The sequence below is a fragment of the Pseudobutyrivibrio sp. YE44 genome (assembly GCF_900104335.1).
Classification (GTDB): domain Bacteria; phylum Bacillota; class Clostridia; order Lachnospirales; family Lachnospiraceae; genus Pseudobutyrivibrio.
The window spans coordinates 61,326-82,322 of sequence record NZ_FMXT01000011.1 but is presented as its reverse complement, the minus strand read 5'-3'; the positions used below and the strand labels follow the sequence as shown (position 1 = coordinate 82,322).

The following is a 20,997-nucleotide window of genomic DNA, read 5'->3' as shown; positions in this document are numbered from 1 at the left end:
AATATCTGATATAGATTTAGAACGTAGATTAACCGATTTGCTGGATGAGGATACATCCTTTATAGGAATTCCTTGTGATTTCTTGTATTCTTGAGTGTATTTATCAAGAGAAGAATCGGAAACGCCATACTCAGCCATTGCCTCTTTATGCGAAAGCTCCTTGTTGTACAGTCGCTTTCCTATGGCTAATCTTTCTTCTGTTGTGTGTTTCATAAGACACCTCCGTAACACTTTTTATTCAAGGATGACTACTTCATACTTACGATGTTACTCGTAATTAATTGTAGTGTCTACAAAAGTACGTGTGTGTCTACTTTTACATTACCACTTCAATTTAGCTAAATGTACTTGAAGTATCTACGGAAAAAATCCTACTTATGCTTTATTTTTCCGTAAATCACTTAATTTTACAATGCATTAATATGATATTTATATAAATGACTACGGTAATAATTGCAAATCAAACCATTTGTTCCGTAAAAAGAGGCAATCTATGATTTTCTCCTACTAAAATATCTTGTGAAACTTCCAAAACTCTATGGTTTCTTATTTATTCAACTCATCTACAATATCTGTAGGTTTCACAGTCATCTCTACCCATGCTGGAATGAAGCCACTTTTTACAACATTCCTTACCGAGCGGATATTTGACCAAGCAGAACAATAGAATGGAACCTTGTCTCTGTTTAAAATCTCAAGTGCCAACTTTGATGTTAGTGCAGTTGCAACTCCCTGTTTTCTATAATCAGGAAGCACATCTACACCTATCTGCCACATCATATCAGCATCAGCTGAACAGCCTGCCAATCCTATAAGCTTTCCTTCATCATACGCTCCAATGCCAAGTACATCCAACTGTTTCCTGTCCTTGCATAATGCATTTGACCATTCGGGTAGGTACAAATCTGTAAAATCTCTCTGCTCTAAGATTCTCAAATCATACTTACAATCCACCTCTGGAATCCTAGTCACATTCGGAAGATAATATTCTGCCATAAAGCAAACTTTATATCCTTTTGGCATTAGACGCTCATTCAACCAATTAAGATTTGGTGTTTCAAAGCAATGATAAAACTCAAATTTGTCAATATATTCCTTTATTAAATCTGCAAGTTCTGCATTTGTTCCTACCACAATGTTGTTACCATAAGAGATGAAATTTGCTCCTATAGGAAGCTTGTAATAATTCTTAGCATTTGTTCCAAGCTTAAGCGGAACAATCACATTACTATTCTTAGTAAAATCTTCCACTTGGCAGCCTAAATCTTCCGCAGACTGTACCATAGCAATGCGCATTATTTCGTCATTTGTCATCATTGATTCCCTCAGTATTAAAGGTATACTCTATTTCTGTATCTCTTCGCAGAATTCTTCTATCTTCTTGCTATTCTCATCTGAAGGCTTAGATTTAGGATCAAAGAAAATACCAGTGGCAGCAAACTCCTGAATGCCAAGAGTTTCCTTTAGTTTTTCAAATGCTTTCTCTGCACCCTTGCCGCTCTGGCATGCAAATGTAGCAATCTTCTTTCCCTTCAATGCATCAATGTTATCTAAAACGAAAGTTCTAATTGGTGGTGTAAATGTGCTAGCCCAAACAGGAAAACCAATAATAATCCGCTCATACTCTGCAAGATTAACATCATATATTTCCAACTCTGGTTTTTCAGCCATAACTGCACTTTTACCACCCCAGAAAAATTTTGCAAATCCCTTATCTGCATATGCTTTCTTTGGAATAAGTTTCAATGTATCTGCATTAAGCTTATTTGCTAATTCCTCAGCAATATACTGTGAATTTCCCTCAAGTGAATAATAAACTATAAGTGTTTTCATCCTTCTCCTCCTGCTAAAAAAGCCCTAATACTACGAAAACAACCATCCAAAAATTGGTGCCAGTATAATCATTATTACCGAAAAGGTAAAAGAATTTATTGACATCAGCGTTGCTCGCTGGTTTGATGGAATCATGTTATTAAGTAGTACATCCGACCTCACTTCTATAAAGCTATCTGCAAAGCCCCCAATAAATCCACCTAGCATCATTATATACATATTTCCTGAAAATATTGATAAGAATGCAAATAATACTCCGGCAAAGCTTATACAACTAACCATTCTATATCGTATATGCGATATTAATTCCGTAGCCTTTGCACCAACCGCTGAACCTAAACCAACAGCAAACAGTGCTGGTCCAAGCCATATTTTCTTGAGTCCTAGCTGTGGAAGTCTTGCCTGCAAAAAGAAAATGATTAACACTGCCACAGCCCCAAGCAACGCATTAAACATGATAATCAATCTTGCTTTACGATTTTCTTTAAGGAATTTGCCGCTCTCTCTGACCACCTCTTTAAAGCGAGCTAAAACTCCTTCTTTTTCATTTAATTCAGTTTTTACATCCGCTAGGGATAAGCCAATTAACACCGCGCCTGTAGCAATAACAATATCCACTGCGTTTGCCTTTTTATATCCAAGCATCAAGGCAACACCAGCCATAAGAGTTCCTACTGAGCTTGCCAACTGGTAAATAATCATATCCGTGGATGCAAATTTGTTGTATTCATCCTCTATACCGCCTTGTTTCAAGCTGTCATAAGCAAGAGCCTCTCTGGTTCCCGATGCCAGATTATAACTCAACGCACTTGCCACCATAGCAAAGGCTATTCCTATAAAGGAGTCAAAGAAAATCATCATTAAAGATGAAACTATGGACATGATGCTTGCCATGATCATAACACGCTTTCGTCCAAAAACATCTGCCACTGCACCTGATGGTATTTCAAAAGTCATACTTGCAACATGGAAGATACTTTCGAATAAACCTATCTCTATGGTTGAGAAACCTCTAGCTGCAAGCAAGGCTACCCAGGAGGCACCTGCAATCATCACGCCTCCCATAACATCTATAAAATATAGTTTCTTAATTTGTTTTCTAGCTGTAATTTTATCCATAAAAAAATCTCCTTAAATCTGTGTTTTTACAAGAAATTAAGGAGATAATGTGCTTTATAATCATCTAAATATATCAGCATATTGAACGCAAGCATTCATATGCAGCTATACTTTATTTTGCTCTGAATAGATGCAAAAAAGAGCGCACTATCCCCATAAACAGCTAAAATTGAACCTTTCATGAGATGTAAATTCTCTGTTTTCCAGGTCATATAGGTGCTCCTTTCTACATAATTAACGTATTTCGTATTTACGGATTAGTCTACCATTTCACAGTTTATGTGTCAATCTGATTAACAATCCTCTATTAGTGTATCTATAATAATTTTTCAACCATTCCCATAACTTTTCCAAGATTAGCAATATCCACTGCAACATCACCTGTTTCAAGTGAATGATTTGCATCTGGAATTACCACATATGTGAGAGATAGCTCATCACTAAGCTGTGTACACATATCAGTGTCACACAAAGGATCAGCATCTCCATGGAAAATAAAACCTTCACAAGGATTAATATATGCAAAAGTCAATTCTATTGGTGTGAAAATAATCTGATCTGCTTCAAGCTCATATGTCATATTATATCTTGCGGCTAAGGCTGTTCCGATGCTCTTACCAATAAATACCACCTTTTCGTAATCCTTAAATACGATATCCTTCAATTGGTCGGTCACCTGTGTGAAAACTACATCAAAAGCCTCCTTCTGCTTTTCAGCATCAGCCTTGATAACCGCGCTGTTGTCCGGCAAATCATACTTTACTTCAACAATTTCATAATCCTTATTCTTTGCAAGCTTTTTTGAATAATATAGGAGTGGTTTGTCTGTGTGATAGCCTACTCCAGGAAATATAACTGCTAATTTCTTGCTCATTGTTTCCTCCAAATTATCTTATGATTTATAGATTTTCCAAGGACGTTTTTTCTCCAACCAGCCCTTTTCCCTAAAAAACAGCTGCATCTAGTATATGAACGGAATGATTCGGTAGCGAATTTTCTCACAGTAATCACTATATCCCTGAAGTCCTTCTTTTAAAACTTGTTCCTCGTTTTTAATTCTCTTAGTAATTATAGGGATGTAGATTAACATTATTATAAATGAAATTGGCGAACCTAAAACCCATGGCATTGCCCCAAATAACAACAATGTTGCCATGTACATAGGATGTCTTACTATACCATAAAGTCCTGTATCCACTACCTTTTGATTTTCCTGAACCTCTATTGTTCTTGATAAGAATTCATTTTCTCTGATCACCTCGGCATACAAAAGATATGCCAGCAGGAAAACTATTGTTGCTAGTACGATAGCCCATGTTGGCAGAATAATCCACTGATAGCGGAAGTTTAAACCTGCAACTACAAATGAGGCAATAAACATAAGAGCGCTAAAGAGCACCACTAACTTCTGCTCTGTCTGCTCTTCCTTAGCATTTAATCTCTTTTTTAAAAGATCCTGATTCTTAAACATCATAATGATGCCAGCCACAAACATCGGGATAAACAGGACAGCAAGGAATAACCAGCCTTGCCAATAGTTAGCTGAACCTGCAGGCACAAACAGCAATCCTCCAATAATAACAACACCCGCAATCATTTTTAATATTGCCTGAATAAACAATTCCTTTGTCATAACTCCCCCTATAAATCACTTGAAACCTAAATCACGTCTCCCTAAAGTCTTTCTATTTACCTAATTCGTTTTGAGTTTTTAATATTCTCCTATTTTCTAACCTGTAATTCTGCATAAGACATATAATGCTTTACTGGGAAAATATCAGGTGCATTTTCAAGCATCATATTCCAGTGTTCCTGGTTCCAAGCCTTAATCTGTTCTTCATTCATGGCGGCACCCACACCTCTGCAGGCACGCATGCGACCATGCCATCCATCTCTTGTGAACGTGACATCCACAGGGAACTCTTCCCGCTGGATGATGTCAAAATTCTCCATTAATTCCTCTGGAACAAATACTGGATGAATTGTATCTCCGTAGCTGGACCAATTTGGATTATGCTTTAAAATAATCTCTTCGCTTTTTCCAGCAATCTTATCCTCATATGGAAGCCATCCCATGTACAGGATGAGAAGTTTTCCTTTTGGCTTTAACATCTTTTTGAATTTTGATGTAATAACTTTTGGAGCTAAATACCAGATACATTGGCAAGCTGTAATCACATCAAATGTATTATCTGGATAATCAACCTGCTCCCCGGGACAAGCATAGAAATCTATATCCATTCCACTTTCATCTGCAAGTCTTTTCGCCTGCTCTATCTGATTTTCAGAGATATCAGTTCCAATCCACTTGGCACCATATTTATACATATTTCTTGGAAGGACTCCCGTACCTGTGCCGATATCTAATACCTTTTGACCATCCTTACAAAGTCCTAGTGACAATATCTTCTGGTAAAACTCTTCCGGATAAATGTCCCTATACTTTGCATAATCCTCTGATGTGTTGCCCCAGTCAAAGGAGTTACCGTAGTCGATGTCTGAAATCTGCATGGCTTGCCCCTCCTGTTATGTTATCAAATCATTGATGTAGTATTTTCTATTCTAGACCGCCCTATTATCCTAGCAATCCATATTCTTCCCTATAATCAGGGATGTTGAATTTCTCTGCTGCAATGGCGAAATATTTATCATCCACCAGCGGCCAAACCTCTCCGGCTTCTTCCGCCAGCTGTGCTGCCTCAGCCACCATTTCAAATGAATTGTCTTCTCCTGTAAGAAGCACCTGGATGTTACTATTTATAAACCATGGAGCCTTCTCTAATAGGGAGCTTTCCACAATATCTCTTACAACCTTTTGGTTATCATATGGAATCTTTAGGAATGTTGGCTGCCACTCTTTTTGACCATCAATCGTGGCATCTTCAAGGATAATGCACTGGGCAAATCCTGCATCATTTATAGCAATACCAACACTTCCAGAATTGTAATAATGCTTGTTGCCATATGTATATTCTCCAGGATAATGGGTATGTCCGCAAATCAGATAATTTGCATCGATTTTTTCAAACCACGCCCTTGCTGACTCATCATTAAGCTGGATTCTCTCCCTAGTGTTCACCGGAGAACCATGACAACATTTAATATTTGGATAGCCTGGCTTTTCATAATCAAATGAAATAGGAAGCTTATCAAAGAAATTCAAATCCTCTTCTGTCAGCTGCTCATAAGTGAAAAGCAAATTACCACAGGCAGAATTGTAAATCCACTGTTCCTCTGTCCTGCCTTCTTGAAGTGTCTTTCTATGATTAAGCATGTACTCTTCTCTGTTTCCTCTTAAGAAATGACAGGTGTGAATATCCATAAATTCATATAAATAATCTAAGGTCTCTCTTGTATAAGGTGTGTCTGAAACATAATCTCCAAGAAAAAGATACTCCTCACACCCCTCTGATTCCATGTAGCCTGTAACAGCCTTTAGTGCCACAATGTTACTGTGTACATCTGAAATAACTCCAATTTTCACGTCTAATTCCTCTAGTCTACTTAAGCACCTCAGTCCACTCAGCTTCTTTGAATCCAAGAAGCACCTTATCATCTGTAATCACCAGCGGTCTCTTAACAAGCATACCGTCTGATGCTAAGAGCTTGAACTTTTCATCATCTGACATCTCCGGCAATTTCTTTGTGAGCTCCATCTGCCTATAAAGCTGTCCGCTTGTATTAAAGAATTTCTTAAGCTCTACACCACTCTTTTTATGGGCCGCCCTAAGGGTCTTCTCGTCTGGGTGCGCCCCCTTGATGTCGATTAGTTCATACTTGATTTTATTATCATCTAACCACTTTAATGCCTTCTTACATGTTGTACATCTTTCGTAGCAATAGACCTTCATTTTAATCCCTCCTATGAATCAGCTATTTTATTGGTGTGTTACTCTTCAACTGGTTTAAAATGCTCCCTTTCAACAAGGCAAACTGGGCACACAAAATCCTCTGGTAAATCCTCAAATTTTGTACCTGGTTCAATGTCCCAATCAGGCTCCCCAACCTCTTCATCGTAAACATAACCACATACATCACATACATACTTCATAGCTCAACCCCTCCTTTTTTACTCAATCCATTTCTTCTAATATCATCCAACTCCTCCGCGGTCAGGCAACCGCTCTGATACAGTCTTAGATATTCCTTAGACACATCCGAATCAAAAATCAAAACATCATCAGAATTAATTGTAACATCAACTCCACTGCTTTTCGCACATCATCTGCTGTTCCCCATTCGTCTACGTGAGCTTTAAGTATCAAGCCTTCAGATTTAGCCTTGCTATAGATTGACTTAAAATTCTCGATAGGCTGTGCCAACTCATCACCATACAAATCAATAGAATAAAATGCCTTATTACCCCAAAAATGAGATAGGCAATCTTCCAAATACCCTATATCGCAATGTCTAGACAAGCCAATCTGTAATCGCAATTCAATTTCCGGAGCAATCTCCTGATGAGCATTTTCAAAGGATTCAACCAGCTCATCTATATCACCGTGAAAAAACTCGCCTAGCCCCCAAACATCTTCACCAATTTCTAGAATAGTAACTCCATCTTCTTTTGCCTGTGCAAAAGTTGCTTCAATCAATTGCTTGCGACCTTCTGTCGAATTGAATGTTTGTCCAATATTCTCGGCATTCCATGCGTGCATCTCATCCATTGAACATAGAGGCTTTCCGATTGGCTGAATATCTTTGCCAGTCTGCTTTTTCAAATACTCCCTGGAGCCCCCTAGCACAAAATGATTGTGCAAATCCGCCTTAGGACACTTGCGAATAGCCGCAAGGTCTTCATTTTTTATTGCATCTATAAAATTCTGCTTACACTCATTGTTATATGGAAGTACCACAACATGTTTTGTTCTCATATTAAAGCGTTACCAGTAACTATATTCTCCCGTTTTCATGTTATTTTGAATTAGTATACTAAATTCAAAGTTTGTTGCATAGCTAATCCTCACAAGAATTATCCCTCATGCTATATTCTGTGTCTTCATCAATCATTCCAAGCATGATATCTGCAAACCTTGGATCAAACTGACTGCCCTTGCCCTTTTCTATCTCACCTCTAACAATTTGTTGAGGAAGAGAACCTCTGTAGCTTCTGTTGCTGGTCATGGCATCGTAGGCGTCGGCCACTGCAATAATTCTTGCTTCTTCTGGAATATCATCCCCAGAAAGTCCCTGTGGATAGCCCTTGCCATCATATCTTTCATGATGCCACTTGGCACCTGCTGCAAGCTCAGGCATCTCTTTAATATTGCTGAGAATCTTGCCTCCAATCCCCGGGTGCTTTTTGATTTTGGCAAACTCTTCATCTGTAAGTCTGCCCGGTTTATTTATTACCTCATCAGGAACCCCTATTTTTCCAACATCATGAAGAAGACCCATCATAAATATTTTTTCTTGTTTCTTCTCATCATAGCCATATCTTTTGGCTATCTCTTTTGAATAGTCGGCTACTCGTCCAGAGTGGCCATTTGTATAATTGTCTTTGGCATCGATGGCATCAGCAAGGCTTTCAACCACGTGCATGAAAAGATTCTCGTTTTCTTTGGTCTTCTCAGCGACCATACCCTCAAGATCTTTTTGAAGCCTAATAAGCTCCACCGCATGCTTAACCCTGAGCACCAAAACACTTGCAACAAATGGCTTTCGGATAAAGTCCATTGCTCCAAGGGATAAGCCCTTTGTCTCCGCATCCTCATCTTCATTGGCGGTCAAAAAGATAACAGGTGTATCACGCCACCCATTCTCACTCTTTTTAAGTTCTTTAATAACTCCAAACCCATCCATCTCAGGCATACTAATATCCATCAAAATAAGATCAGGAGCAGGATTATCCTTCATATGATTAAACAGAGCTTCCCCGGATTTCAGCGCAACCACCTTAAACCCGGCACCCGTAAGGGTGGTCCAGGCTCCTTTTAAAATTATAGGGTCATCGTCAACAATTATAATCTGTGGAATCATATTCACCTCCAGAAGGAAAATCCCCTTCATTCAATGATTTTTAATTGCCATTTATACATAAACTTCATAGTGGTATACTCAAGGTGAAACTTGCATTGAAATAGCCCACGGAGGAACCTTTCAATGAACATTAATATCCCTGGTATCGATATAGAAAAAGCCATCAAAAATTCTGGTTCTGAAAAGCTTTTCATAGAGCTTCTTGGTGATATCTACAAGCTCATGGATGAAAAGATTGAACGAGTAGAATCTTACCTTGCGCAAAAAAACATTCAAAATTTCACCGTCGAAGTTCATTCTCTCAAAACCACCTGCCGCACCATTGGCGCAATGGACCTTGGTGAGGATTTCTATACCCTCGAAAAGCTAGGTAAGGAAAACAATCTGGAGCAAATTGAGGCTCTTACACCAGGAGTTTTAAACTCATTCAAGGCTTTAAAACCTTATCTTGAACCTTTCGCTAAAAAAGACGAAAGCAACAAATCAAGCTATGACAAGGAGGCCTTTTCAGCCATCTTAAATGAGCTTATCACCGCAATAGATGACTTTAATCTTGGTGCAGCTGAAGCTGCCGTAAAACAACTATTTTCCTATGACTGTGATAGTGAGCTGCTTGAAAAGCTAAACTCCCTAGACAAGCTTATTACTAATCTTGATTATGATGAGGCAAAAGAGCTATCAAATCATTTACTTTCTAGTCTCTAAGAGGGCTTAATCTGTGGATATGGTGCCATAATTTTCCACCGCTTCATCCACTGTCATTTCACCATTTATTACACCGTAGGCTGCTGCTCTAAATTGTTTTACAGCAGTATCCATGATTTCAATATCTCTAAAGTTTACAGTTCTATCCTCTGGAAAATCTGCAAGTGAAGCATATACTTCATCTAATGAATAATCCTTGGTTGGCGTAATAAGTCTCTTCTCCTGAGCCATAAGGCCAAGCTCTTGTTCATTTGCAAGGAAACGTATGAATTCGTTTGTCATATCAAGACTTTCACTATTCTTATTTACGCAAAACAGCAACGAAATTGAATCCATGTAATATCCGCCCTCATCACCTGATGGCGCCACATAAAAATCATACTCAAATGGATTTGCCTCGAAGGCTTCTGACTTGCTCTCACGTTTCTTTGTACCAGAAACAACATCTCCGGAACAAAGCATCATAGGAACATCCCCTTCAAAGAATCGCATAATAACTGCATTGTAATCATCTTCAATTTCCGCTGTACATTTATCTATATCTATACAACCGTTATCCACAAACTCTTTCAACCTTGTCAAGGATGTACGCAGGGCTTCACCTGCGGGAGGTTCCAGATTATTAAGATCATCCTCTACGCTTCTATCATCCTTTATTGTTTTAGCAAACATTGGGTAAGCAAAAGAATAACCTATACCTGGCGTGGTTGAGGTATTGCTGCCCATCACTGGAGAATCATAGCCTGCAGCCTTAAGCTTGTCACAGGTATCCTTCAGTTCCTCAAAAGTCTTTGGTACCTCAAGTCCTTCCTTCTCAAATATATCCATATTTACAAGCATACCGTAAGAGGTGGCAAATACTGGCAGCGTAAGTATTTTGCCCTCACCCATATCCCATCTGAAGCTAGACCGGATACAATCAAGGTCAATTTCAAGTTCTGGGTCAGAGAGCACTTCCGCCCCATCGAAAAGCGAATCATATCTTTCATCACCATACATCCATGGCTGTACCACATAGATATCTGGCGGCTCCTGTCCTGCCAAAGCCTGGTCTATGGTATTGCTATAATCATCCAGGTAGGTGTACTCGATTTCTCCTTTAGGATAATGCTCATAGAATCTTTCAAACTCACTTTCCAAGGATTCGAAATTTGAATAGGTCCCCACAACAGAAATCTTGTACTCTGTATCAGCAGAATATTTAGGAGAAAACTCCTTGCTTACTTCTGCTTGGCTCTGCTCCTTACTCTGGCCTGAGTTCTGACTTTTATTCTTACTTTGGCCGTTACTTTGACCACAGCCTGCTGCACTAAGAACCAATACTGACACGAGTCCCAAGGATGCAATTTTCTTTATTAATCTATTCATGTTCTCTCCTTTCCTCATCAATCTGCTCTATAGCCTCTTGCTTCTGCAAGTATGCTAAAGCCTGCTCTTCAGATTTAACCAGAACCACATTATATTTGCCTGATAATCGATTTCTTATGCTCTTTAAAAATCCAACATCTTCGCTTAATACAAGAATGCTTTGGACCTTCTCGGCTCCGTTCTTTTCTATGACGGCTTCAGATTCATTCTTTTCTTCTTCCATCAAATCCTCAACCTTCATCACCATATCCGAAGGCAGATATGTCAAAAGCATGGTTTCAAGTTTATTTGTATCAATAGGCTTTGTCAGATAATCATCAAAGCCCGCGTTTGTGTAGGTTTCACGCATTCCCGATATAGCATTTGCGGTAAGACAAATCACAGGTGTCTTCTGGTTCGGAGTGTCCGTACACGCCTTCATTTCCCTTATTGTTTCGATACCATCCTTATCAGGCATCATGTGATCCAAGAAAATCACATCATAGAAATTCCGCTTAAATAGGGCTATGCAAGCATCTCCACTATCTGCGGTATCTATCTGCATCTTTGTTTCACTAAGAAGACTTACAAACACCTTTAGGTTAATCTCATTATCATCCACCACCAGTATTCTTGCCTTTGGCGCTGCAAACTGAACCTGATAGATTTCTCTTTCGCTAAGGAAGCGTTGGACGGCTGTATCAAATTCACCCAGCGGCTCCCACTTCACCACCTTTTGCTTTAGCTCAAAGGAAAATACAGACCCAACGCCATACTCACTTTCCACCTGCATCCTGCTTCCCATCATATTAAGAAAGCTCTGTGCTATTGCCATTCCAAGGCCCGTTCCTTCTATGTTTCGATTTCTCTTTTCATCAATTCTCTCAAAGGCTCCAAACAGCCTATCAAGATCTTCCTTCTTAATCCCTACGCCAGTATCCTTCACCCTAACCTGAAGATTTACATAGTCAGGTTCGTCCTGGCATTTACTACCTGATATAGAAAAAACAACTTCACCTTCCTTGGTGTATTTAACAGCATTTGAAAGGATATTAGTAATGACCTGCTTGATTCTAATCTCATCGCCCTGAAGTACCAGTGGAATATTTCTATCTACATCCAACTTGAAGGTCAGCCCCTTTTCGTCAGCCTTTCTTTGAACCATATTTACAAGGTCATTCAATAATGATGCGAAGTTATACTCCACATTAATAATTTCCATCTTGCCTGCTTCAATTTTAGAGAAATCAAGGATATCATTGATGATTCCAAGAAGCGTGTTTCCTGCCGCCCTTATATTTTCTGAATAGTTCAGAATCTCCTTATCCTTACTATTTCTCAATATCATTTCATTCATGCCGATTATGGCATTCATAGGTGTTCTTATATCATGGGACATTGTTGATAGGAAGTAGGATTTTGCCTCGTTTGCCTGATTTGCCGCCTCCGCTGTAACTGATAACTGTCGATTATATTTAAGGAGAATTGCCAGGTTAAAGTGTAATAATGCTAACAAGCCGAAAGATAAAATTCCCAAAAGAATCCAGTCGATAGACCGGTTTGCCATCAGCTCTTTTGCAGGAATATACGCCACCAAAAACCAGTAATCCAAGTTACTTAAAGGCGCATAGGCAATGACACTGTCCTCATCTTTTGAGTTGCGGATGTGCATGGACCCAATATCAGTGTGAATCTTTTCTACAACAGTGTTATATTCCTGTGCGGACATAGGATTGTAGGATTTAAAGTATTCAAAGAAATTGCTGTTTTTCAAAGATTTTCCGTGAATCATATAATCTCCATCCCAATCGATAAGAGATATTTCCACGTTTTCATATTCACCTTTCAAGAATACCAGCTTATGTTCTAGACGGCTTACAGGAACAACTCGAATAATAAGGCCGTTTCTCATTTTGCCTGTTTCATCATCCAAAACCTTTACATTGTTCAAAAAGCCAATGGATTGAACGCCATTATGAGGATTGGTATAAGCTCTTGTCAGGTTAACAACACCATTTACATTACTAATTTCAAGATTTTCAAAAATATTAATATGGGAATAATTTACAGAGTAATCCGATGAATCTGTGGAGCTAGCGGTAGTGGAAATGCCCGCCATAGATTCATCATCAATAAATATAAGATGCCCAGAGATTTCAGGGGATATCTTTGCTTTTCGAATATATGAAATGGCCTCTTCAACAGACATTGGAGTTCCTGCTTCAGCAGACCTGTTGATATAATTTGCCCAGATATCGCACAGATGCTGCTCGTCCTCCAGATAGTTGGCAACAATCTGCTCTGTTGTAGTTGTCATCTTCTCAAAAGACGCAATAGAAGCACGGTTTGATTCTGTAGCCCTGTCGTTGGCATACTTCAAGGTAATTGCTAAAATCAAACCTACTATCAAGATATTAATAATGATAATAAATCGTTTCTTCAATCTGCGTCCTCTTTATAAACTAAATAGCTATAGATTTTTGATTTTCAGCAAGAAGTTATGACTTCATTCTGGCAAAACAAGGAATTGCCAGCATGAATCTGGCCTTGCCAGACAACTTTTCCATTTCATGTAAAAATTGGTCCAGTACACATCTTGTTTTTCTGATGAAAAACAAGATGTTATACAAATTAACACAGATTAATTCTATCATTTACTTATCTTTATATTGTTAAAAAAGTATGATGGTGGAGAATTTCTTTATATTTTTCCTATAATTTTCTTGCTTTAATGCAAAATGAAAGTGGCAACATCTTTGCCTTTCGTGTCTTAGGAGCAAGCTCTCCTGTTGCATTCAGCGTGTCATCATCGCTCTCCTCAACAAGCTGTTCAACAACAAATCCTGCTTTAGCAAGTGCATTTATGTATGTGGATAGTTTTCGATTGCACAGTACTATTTCGCTATCATGCACTGGCATTTTAAAATAAGATTCATCAAAATAGCTTTTTGACATTACTAACTTGTCATCGTCAAAAACGACCTTTCGATCCTTGCATGACCAGGCTATACAGTAATTCAAAGTGTGATGCCAGCTGAAGATAAATATTCCATCTTTTTTCAAATAGCTGGCAATCTTATCAAATGTCCCCTGCAAATCTGTGGTCCAACCAATTCCATAAATAGAATAGACATAGTCAAAATAATTTTTTGGAACTGCTAATTCATTTTCCATTTTGTCGCACAACAAATTGGCAGAGTACCCTTGTTCTTCTAAAAGTATTGATGCGTTATCTAATTGCTTTTGGGATAAGTCAACTCCCCATAATTCACCTGCACCTTTTTGGGCGTTATATAGTAAAGAATGGCCGCTACCACAGCAGATCTCCAACATCTTCTTTCCACTAACATCCCCAAACAAATGTAAATCGTCTTCTGTTGGAAAATGAACTCCATATTGTGGAAGAGCTGTTGTGCCGAACCATAGGTCAGCATGGTCATTCCAATAATTTTTATTAATATCTAGTATCTCTTCGTTGTTCATTAAAACTCCCTCAATCCATTTCTGCTAAAAAATCTATAAATCAAACAAGCTCATCTGCTGATATTTTTCTGGGAATTCCTGCATATATTCAAAACACTCACTTGGCGTTGACATAATCCCATTACTCTTGCAAATGTTCTTAAAAACTCTTGTTAACATTTGAGCATTAGGACTTTGCAATTCATAGGCATTACCATATTCCTTTATGTAACGCTCCTTCATTCTAGGAAAATGCTTATCTAACGCTTCGTAATAATACTCCCTGTCACCTTCACGAAGGGTGAGCCCCATACCAAAATCTATAACACCCTTTACCCCTACTCGGGCGCACTCATTCAGAATAGCTGTGATATTTTCCTCTGTATCATTGATAAATGGAAGAATAGGTGTTAGCCAAACAACTGTAGGAATCCCTCGTTCCTGCATCTTTTCAAGTACTTCTATTCGGCGCTTAGTGTTGCATACATTAGGTTCCAAAATGCTGCACAGTTCATCATCATAGGTTGTAAGTGTCATCTGCACAACGCATTTTGTGTTTTTATTTATTTCTTCCAGCAAATCAATATCTCTGAGAATTCGATCTGATTTTGTTTGAATAGCAAGCCCAAATCCATTCTCCAAAATAATTTCCAAACATTTTCTTGTGAGCTTCAATTCCTCCTCACAATGCATATAGGGATCAGACATTGCACCAGTACCAATCATGCACTTTTTCCTTTTTGACCTCAAAGCCTTTTCCAGCAGCTCAGGTGCATTCTGCTTCACTTCAATATCTTCAAAGAGATGGGTAAACTGGTAGCATTTACTTCTACTATCACAATATACGCATCCATGAGTACATCCTCGATATATATTCATTCCACAGTGCCCACCACTGGTGGTTAGAATCCCTTTTGCGTCAACAAAATGCATATATTGCCTCCACATATACGTCTGTCATTTTGAATTAGTATACTAAATCTAGAATTTGTTGCATAGTTAGATTATAGTAAAAACTCTTTTATTTTCTGTTCTACAAGATTTACATCTATTATCTTATCAGACTCCTCCATTGTTAAAATCAAATCTCTACCTAACAGGAATCCTTGTTTCTCATAATCCCTTATTTTTCTTAGATTTTTCGTCGCATAATCTATATCTGAAATAATTCCTAAATGTTCCCAGTACAGCGTCTTTCTCGTTCTAGTATTCAATATTACAAAATCAGGATAAATTGTGCTATATCCTAACTCCAGCAAAGGCTCATATCTGTACGGAACACCATATTTATCTAAAGCATCAGCAATTATTTTTTCAGATTTAGATCTAACAATTTCCCCACGGTTTGTTTTTAATTCCTCGTCCTTTGGATATTGATTACATTCACCTGGATGTTCGTCATACCATTTATCTATAAATTGCCCGTCCGTCTCTATTAGTGGCTTAATGATATGTTTTTTCGAGTCGTCAAACCTATCATATGCATTCACCACATTCACATCATATAATTCTAGGAAGTCTGCAAGATTTCTTTCAAGCAATTTAAGTTTTCTATTCATGTCCTCCTCATAATCCCTCTGCGCAAAACGTGTAATGTGTTTTATATCCTTCTTTCTAACATACTGTCTTGGCGCACCTTCATTTTTCAAATAATACTGAGGACATCCATTACTATTTGATATGTAAACATGGGAATTAGGTAAATCCTTATACCGCCCCACATTTCGATTAGATTTCTTAATCAACTCTTGAATTTCTTGAAGCTGAGCCTCAAGTTCTTTTCTATAATCTCTTATTTTTCATAACCTCCTTGCGATTTTTTATAATTTGAGCCCTATTTACAGAAATAATGCCATTAATTCTCAATTGTTCCGTAGTCGAAAATGGTGATTAGATTCTATTTACGGAACAATCCATAAAATAATACTATTATTCCGTAGGATAACAACTAAACCCTGCTTGTGAACATCTCATATATGCTATGCAGAGGGTCCTTGCTACGGAAATAATCCTATTCTTCGCATCTTTTTCCGTAATTGGATTCTTTCTAAGATTTTTGGCTACGGAAAAACAAACTGATTTCATAACATGTTCCGTAAATCATAGTCAATTACCAAATTTCTCTTAACAAACTCCTTTAAATCTTTCGTTTAAAAAGGAAAAATTGTGGCGAGCCGCCACTAGAGTGATAAATAAGAAGCATTTTTCATAACCCGATAACAAATATAACGCCAGTGCATTCATTTGTCAACATGAAAATGTCATCCTGAAAAACCATTTAAACGTATGGATTCCCATACGTTTAGATGTCTCAAAAATTAATAATACATTAACTTAATTATTCTGTCCCTTGCGAAAGAAAGGCTCGCTGATTTCTTTATTCAAAAGTTCACCATAGGCATCAACCTTACGAAAGGTATTTCCCATCATCTCAGTATTACGATATTCTCTTATGGCATCCATATCAAAATCAGCATAAAAAAGTCCTTCTGATAATTCATCAACCAAAAGAATGTTATTATCTATACACTTACCCGCTTTATCCCAACATATTGGGCTATAAGCACATGAGCATCCAGCGTTCGCACCATTAGGATTTGCCATGGCTACACCTATCATATTTTCATATGCTCTTGTAGACAAAGCATTTATTCTTGGAGCCATTGAACCACAATCATTTGGTACAAGAACAATTTCTGCTCCTTTTAACATAAGAATCCTTGCACTTTCAGGATATTCTCGGTCATAACAAATCATAATCCCAAGCTTCACGCCATCACAGTCACACACTTTAAATTCTGTTCCAGCTTCAACATTTTTCTCATCTGCAAAATCGCAGGTATGAACCTTTGAATATTTCATGAGTATCTCACCATGTTTATTTATTACAAAAGCGCTATTCTGTGGAGCGCTAATACCTTTAGTGAAGGATGTTAAAATAACACCAATATGTTTTTCCTTAGCCGCATAACATACTCTCTTTATACGATTATCATCGTCTGATACACACTTGTCATATTTCATTGGGAGATCATAGCCCGTCAGAAAACACTCTGGTAGTAGCAACATGTCAGCACCATTATCTGCAGCTTCAGACATTGCATCCAATACTAGTTGTAAATTCTTATCTATTTCGCCATTTGTTGCTCGTCTTTGTAAAATTGCGATTTTGTATATCATGCCTTCTTACCTCTTTGAAGATAAATACTTTTTTAAAGTAGAAACATGCATAGGATAAAAGGCCTCTTCATCTTTCAACATATCTCTCAATTTATTCAGTGAAACCCACCTAAGATTTTTAGACTCATTGGATTCATCTACCTCTTTTCCACTTGCTCTGCAAATGAAAACCTGAACCATTATTGGGTATTCTCCTTCAACATTCTGAGAACATGAAAAGGGTGTATAATTTAAAACTTTATAACCATTATGTTCAACTAGTACTGACTCTTCCTCGCCTTGGATATATGTTACCTCAAGACCCGTCTCCTCATATATTTCTCTTCTCAAGCAATCGTAAATATTTTCAAATTCTCTAATTTTACCTGCTGGTATTTCTATTAATCCATCTTCACGACTATTGCCTTTACATCTCCCCTGTAAAAGGATAAATACCTCTCCATCAACAATTTTTTCTATTATTCCACCTGCCGCAGGTTTAGAAAATAACTCTGTCAACTTACCCATACCTCCATATCATCATTAGTTGCTTTTATAAATATACAAACGCTCACTCCCCTATATTTATTTCCTTCTTCGATAAACCGTTCTAATATATTTTGTGATATCACCTAAGTTTTCCCCTATTTCCTTTTCAAATTCTGCTTCATTAAATTCAGGAAAAAAAACGTCTCCATTTTCAACTTCTAAATCCACTTCTGTAATGTACATGACATCTACAAATGGGATAGCCTCTTTGTACAATCCATAGCCGCCTGCAATATAAATATCCTTGCCCTTAGCCAGCTCTATCGCCTCTTTTACAGAGCTTGCTGTTCGTACATTATCCCCATCAAACCTTTTAGTCCTAGACACAACTATTGTCTCCCAATTAGGAAGCGGATGACCTATCTCTTCATAAGAACGTCTGCCCATCACAACAACATTTCCTGTAGTAAGCTCCTTAAACTGTTTCTGCTCCCCCTTGATTTTCCATGGAATTGCTCCATCTTTTCCAATAACATTATTTCTTGAACGTGCTACAATTAAGCCAACCATTTATCTGCGCCTTTCATATCTTTTTTTGCAATTGCAGTAAACTCTCCCGGAAGTTTCTCGTTCTCCCATGAAGGATGCTCATCAAAACGCTCCAAAGTAAATCCGCTCCCGATGATAGAATTGATGATTTCGCTGATTGTGTACTTCCTGTAATGGCATTTAGGAATCTGCTTACGGATCTCCTCATCGTAAAATCTTGCGTGCGCCATCTCACCTTCAAAGATATCTGTTGAGAAATAACTCATGGTTGGCTGCTGCAGCCCAAGTATATCGGAAATCTTAGTAAATGGATGGAAGTCACTGCAGATCATCTTTCCACCGGGTTTAAGCAATCCGTTCATAACATTCATAAAAACATCTATATCGTGGAAATAATGAAGGATTCCACCCTCCATAAAGACAACATCAAAAAAGCCGGCATACTTGTCCATATCGATTTCCATGATATCACAAACCTCATAGCCAATGTTTACGCCTGCAGCCTCGGCTGTTTCCATGGCATATTTCTTATTGGCTTCGGATATATCAAATACTGTAACCTCTGCTCCCAAAAGAGCCAGCGGAATTGCTTTCTTGCCGCAGGATCCGCAGATATTAGCTACCTTGACACCTTCAAAAAAATCAAAGTAGTTCGCATACTGCTTTAGCATCTTCCTGGTTTTTTCTTTATCCTTTGATGCTCTTTCCTCCGGAGTCCCGGCGGTTCTTACCCAAAAGTCATATGCATCAAACTCCCAGGCTTTTTTATGTTGTAGACTATATTCGTTCAAAACGACCTTCCTCCTGCGTTTTTTTCCTTCTACCAGCGGTTCATGTTCTTCTCACACTTCTCCAAACATCCAAAGTAGCTTGTTTTTACCAACTTCTGGAGAAATATGCTCCCATTTATCTTTGTACTTCTCTTGAAGCGCTTTCTGCATTTCAAGCATTTCGTTAATCCCAAAATCTGACATTGTATTATCCCATTTTATAATTTCAAAACTACTATAATCTCTTCTCCATCCATATCCCCAGTCTCAACAAATCCATAGGATGCATACAACTCCTTAGCAATTTGATTCTCTGGCTCATAGGATAACCAGCAGTTTTCAGCTGGTCCACATGGATAAGTCTTAATGAAATCCAATGCAAGCTTTACTGCTTGCCTGCCATATCCTTTATGCTGATATTTCTTATCTATCATCAGTCGCCACAAATTATAATTTCCTATGGCAATATCAGGTGCATCTTCCCAATAATCATCCTTATCAAACCCAATCATCAAAAATCCTATTGGGGTATCCCCCTCATATATTCCAAAAGGATAGGCATACCCAGGCGCTGTTATAGCTGTGTATGCTTCAATGATACTTATATCATTACTTGCTACAAACGTCTTTTGTGAATCATTGACTGAAAGTTTTAATATATCCCAAACATTTTTCCCGTTGATTTTCTCGAGTCTTAGCATTTTCGCCTCCAAATACTTATCACGCTTTTCGTATAGGATGCCTAATAACAGTTTTCCATTTTTCTGGAGCAACCTTTCTGGCATCTGACATATAAATCTCGTGATGAAGTCTTATTTCAGTAAAATCAGTAACATATCCTTTTTCTGCTAAATATTCATCCATAAGAGCGACTGTTGCAGGTTCATCATCAAATGAACCTAAATGCATAATCTGAACACACAATCCCTCATCAATTGTCATAAACTCTGCAGCGGAACAATCTAACTTTTTCTTTTTCGTTGCATTCTCAACAGCCCACGCAAAGTCTTTCTCTGTAACGAAATCAGGTAATCTAATAACAGATATCCAATTGAAGGTTGATTTGTCAGTATAATCGACACCGTCTACTTCATCCTGCCACCAAAAACCTTCAAGTGGTGGAACAACATATTCAAAGAAACCTTCAATTTTATAATCAGTTTTATAGCTCATTTTTAATGTATATGCGATAGCATACAATACACTGATTGCTTTCTGATAATCTCCCTCCTCTTCATTAGGATTACCTTTACCTCTAACCGCTATGTAATTTGCCTTAGGCACATTAACAATCTCTGGATTATTTTTAGGCATATAAAATTCTTTATATTCTTTTTTGAAATCAAATGCCATGCTCTTCCCTGCCTTATTCTTTTTGTTTATTGTTTTGAATTAGTATACTAAATCCAGAATTTGTTGCATAGTGAACTGTAATAAAAACTGTCGAATTTTCGGTTACGCTTGACCTTTTTGTATATTTTGTTTTATAAGTTCTTTCTTTAATCTGGTCAGCAAAATCTGTTATATAAGCTCTGTTCTTAATGCTCTGTTCTGCAAATTCTTTGCTATAAATACTTTTCTAGTA

26 protein-coding genes are annotated in these 20,997 nt (G+C 37.9%); 1 reads left to right on the top strand and 25 read right to left on the bottom strand.

Annotated features, from left to right (window positions below; genetic code table 11):
* The 13 genes from BLR54_RS12640 to BLR54_RS12585 all read right to left on the bottom strand — a co-directional run.
* Window positions 1–213 (bottom strand): hypothetical protein (locus BLR54_RS12640; protein WP_330388210.1); only part of this gene is annotated, 213 nt, incomplete at its 3' end.
* A gap of 333 nt (window positions 214–546) precedes the next feature.
* Window positions 547–1,317: a GNAT family N-acetyltransferase gene (locus tag BLR54_RS12635; protein WP_330388209.1), complete on the bottom strand. Its 771-nt coding sequence runs from the start codon at window positions 1,315–1,317 to the stop codon at window positions 547–549.
* Window positions 1,318–1,344: 27 nt separating this feature from the next.
* On the bottom strand, window positions 1,345–1,833 hold the full coding sequence (locus BLR54_RS12630) for a flavodoxin family protein (RefSeq protein ID WP_090421634.1): 489 nt from the start codon (window positions 1,831–1,833) through the stop codon (window positions 1,345–1,347).
* A 30-nt stretch (window positions 1,834–1,863) separates the two neighbouring features.
* Window positions 1,864–2,952, bottom strand: coding sequence for an MFS transporter (locus tag BLR54_RS12625; protein ID WP_090421632.1), 1,089 nt, complete (start codon window positions 2,950–2,952; stop codon window positions 1,864–1,866).
* Between the two features lie 316 nt (window positions 2,953–3,268).
* Entirely contained in the window at window positions 3,269–3,826 is a 558-nt protein-coding gene (locus BLR54_RS12620) for an alpha/beta hydrolase (protein ID WP_090421630.1), read from the bottom strand.
* An 87-nt stretch (window positions 3,827–3,913) separates the two neighbouring features.
* The gene (locus BLR54_RS12615; RefSeq protein ID WP_090421629.1) at window positions 3,914–4,585 is read right to left on the bottom strand and encodes a methyltransferase family protein; all 672 of its coding nucleotides are present in this window, start codon (window positions 4,583–4,585) and stop codon (window positions 3,914–3,916) included.
* An 89-nt stretch (window positions 4,586–4,674) separates the two neighbouring features.
* The gene (locus BLR54_RS12610) at window positions 4,675–5,463 is read right to left on the bottom strand and encodes a class I SAM-dependent methyltransferase (protein WP_090421627.1); all 789 of its coding nucleotides are present in this window, start codon (window positions 5,461–5,463) and stop codon (window positions 4,675–4,677) included.
* A gap of 64 nt (window positions 5,464–5,527) precedes the next feature.
* Window positions 5,528–6,436: a metallophosphoesterase family protein gene (locus BLR54_RS12605; RefSeq protein WP_176761948.1), complete on the bottom strand. Its 909-nt coding sequence runs from the start codon at window positions 6,434–6,436 to the stop codon at window positions 5,528–5,530.
* Between the two features lie 16 nt (window positions 6,437–6,452).
* A complete protein-coding gene (locus tag BLR54_RS12600; protein ID WP_090421623.1) occupies window positions 6,453–6,803 on the bottom strand; it encodes an arsenate reductase family protein in 351 nt (116 codons plus the stop codon).
* Between the two features lie 38 nt (window positions 6,804–6,841).
* On the bottom strand, window positions 6,842–7,003 hold the full coding sequence (locus BLR54_RS12595; RefSeq protein ID WP_090421621.1) for a rubredoxin: 162 nt from the start codon (window positions 7,001–7,003) through the stop codon (window positions 6,842–6,844).
* Window positions 7,000–7,107, bottom strand: a complete 108-nt coding sequence (locus BLR54_RS15265; protein ID WP_334292239.1) for a hypothetical protein — start codon at window positions 7,105–7,107, stop codon at window positions 7,000–7,002. Before BLR54_RS15265 ends, BLR54_RS12595 begins: the two co-directional genes overlap by 4 nt.
* Before the next feature lie 14 nt (window positions 7,108–7,121).
* Window positions 7,122–7,826, bottom strand: a complete 705-nt coding sequence (locus BLR54_RS12590; protein WP_330388208.1) for an amidohydrolase family protein — start codon at window positions 7,824–7,826, stop codon at window positions 7,122–7,124.
* An 82-nt stretch (window positions 7,827–7,908) separates the two neighbouring features.
* On the bottom strand, window positions 7,909–8,931 hold the full coding sequence (locus tag BLR54_RS12585; protein WP_090421620.1) for an HD domain-containing phosphohydrolase: 1,023 nt from the start codon (window positions 8,929–8,931) through the stop codon (window positions 7,909–7,911).
* A gap of 123 nt (window positions 8,932–9,054) precedes the next feature.
* On the opposite strand from BLR54_RS12585, the gene BLR54_RS12580 reads away from it, so the two are divergent.
* Window positions 9,055–9,636 (top strand): Hpt domain-containing protein, encoded by a 582-nt coding sequence (locus BLR54_RS12580; RefSeq protein WP_090421618.1) that lies wholly within the window; start codon window positions 9,055–9,057, stop codon window positions 9,634–9,636.
* 6 nt (window positions 9,637–9,642) lie between these two features.
* Here the strand turns inward: BLR54_RS12580 and BLR54_RS12575 are convergent, their stop codons facing one another.
* The 12 genes from BLR54_RS12575 to BLR54_RS12520 form a co-directional block, all read right to left on the bottom strand.
* Complete coding sequence (locus BLR54_RS12575) at window positions 9,643–11,004, bottom strand: ABC transporter substrate-binding protein (protein ID WP_176761947.1); 1,362 nt, start codon at window positions 11,002–11,004, stop codon at window positions 9,643–9,645.
* Entirely contained in the window at window positions 10,997–13,426 is a 2,430-nt protein-coding gene (locus BLR54_RS12570; RefSeq protein ID WP_242871251.1) for a response regulator, read from the bottom strand. Before BLR54_RS12570 ends, BLR54_RS12575 begins: the two co-directional genes overlap by 8 nt.
* Window positions 13,427–13,695: 269 nt before the next feature.
* On the bottom strand, window positions 13,696–14,466 hold the full coding sequence (locus BLR54_RS12565) for a class I SAM-dependent methyltransferase (RefSeq protein ID WP_090421614.1): 771 nt from the start codon (window positions 14,464–14,466) through the stop codon (window positions 13,696–13,698).
* A gap of 33 nt (window positions 14,467–14,499) precedes the next feature.
* Window positions 14,500–15,378, bottom strand: coding sequence for an SPL family radical SAM protein (locus BLR54_RS12560; RefSeq protein WP_090421612.1), 879 nt, complete (start codon window positions 15,376–15,378; stop codon window positions 14,500–14,502).
* Window positions 15,379–15,449: 71 nt separating this feature from the next.
* Entirely contained in the window at window positions 15,450–16,190 is a 741-nt protein-coding gene (locus BLR54_RS12555) for a PDDEXK family nuclease (protein WP_143008444.1), read from the bottom strand.
* A gap of 589 nt (window positions 16,191–16,779) precedes the next feature.
* Complete coding sequence (locus BLR54_RS12550; RefSeq protein WP_090421608.1) at window positions 16,780–17,625, bottom strand: carbon-nitrogen hydrolase family protein; 846 nt, start codon at window positions 17,623–17,625, stop codon at window positions 16,780–16,782.
* A 6-nt stretch (window positions 17,626–17,631) separates the two neighbouring features.
* On the bottom strand, window positions 17,632–18,132 hold the full coding sequence (locus BLR54_RS12545) for an NUDIX hydrolase (protein ID WP_090421606.1): 501 nt from the start codon (window positions 18,130–18,132) through the stop codon (window positions 17,632–17,634).
* Window positions 18,133–18,189: 57 nt separating this feature from the next.
* Complete coding sequence (locus tag BLR54_RS12540; RefSeq protein WP_090421603.1) at window positions 18,190–18,663, bottom strand: dihydrofolate reductase; 474 nt, start codon at window positions 18,661–18,663, stop codon at window positions 18,190–18,192.
* Window positions 18,651–19,433 (bottom strand): class I SAM-dependent methyltransferase, encoded by a 783-nt coding sequence (locus BLR54_RS12535; RefSeq protein WP_090421601.1) that lies wholly within the window; start codon window positions 19,431–19,433, stop codon window positions 18,651–18,653. Before BLR54_RS12535 ends, BLR54_RS12540 begins: the two co-directional genes overlap by 13 nt.
* Before the next feature lie 51 nt (window positions 19,434–19,484).
* A complete protein-coding gene (locus BLR54_RS15175) occupies window positions 19,485–19,616 on the bottom strand; it encodes a hypothetical protein (RefSeq protein WP_255396701.1) in 132 nt (43 codons plus the stop codon).
* 14 nt (window positions 19,617–19,630) lie between these two features.
* Window positions 19,631–20,113, bottom strand: a complete 483-nt coding sequence (locus BLR54_RS12525; RefSeq protein WP_090421599.1) for a GNAT family N-acetyltransferase — start codon at window positions 20,111–20,113, stop codon at window positions 19,631–19,633.
* Between the two features lie 19 nt (window positions 20,114–20,132).
* Entirely contained in the window at window positions 20,133–20,765 is a 633-nt protein-coding gene (locus tag BLR54_RS12520) for a GyrI-like domain-containing protein (protein WP_090421597.1), read from the bottom strand.
* Window positions 20,766–20,997 lie beyond the last annotated feature (232 nt).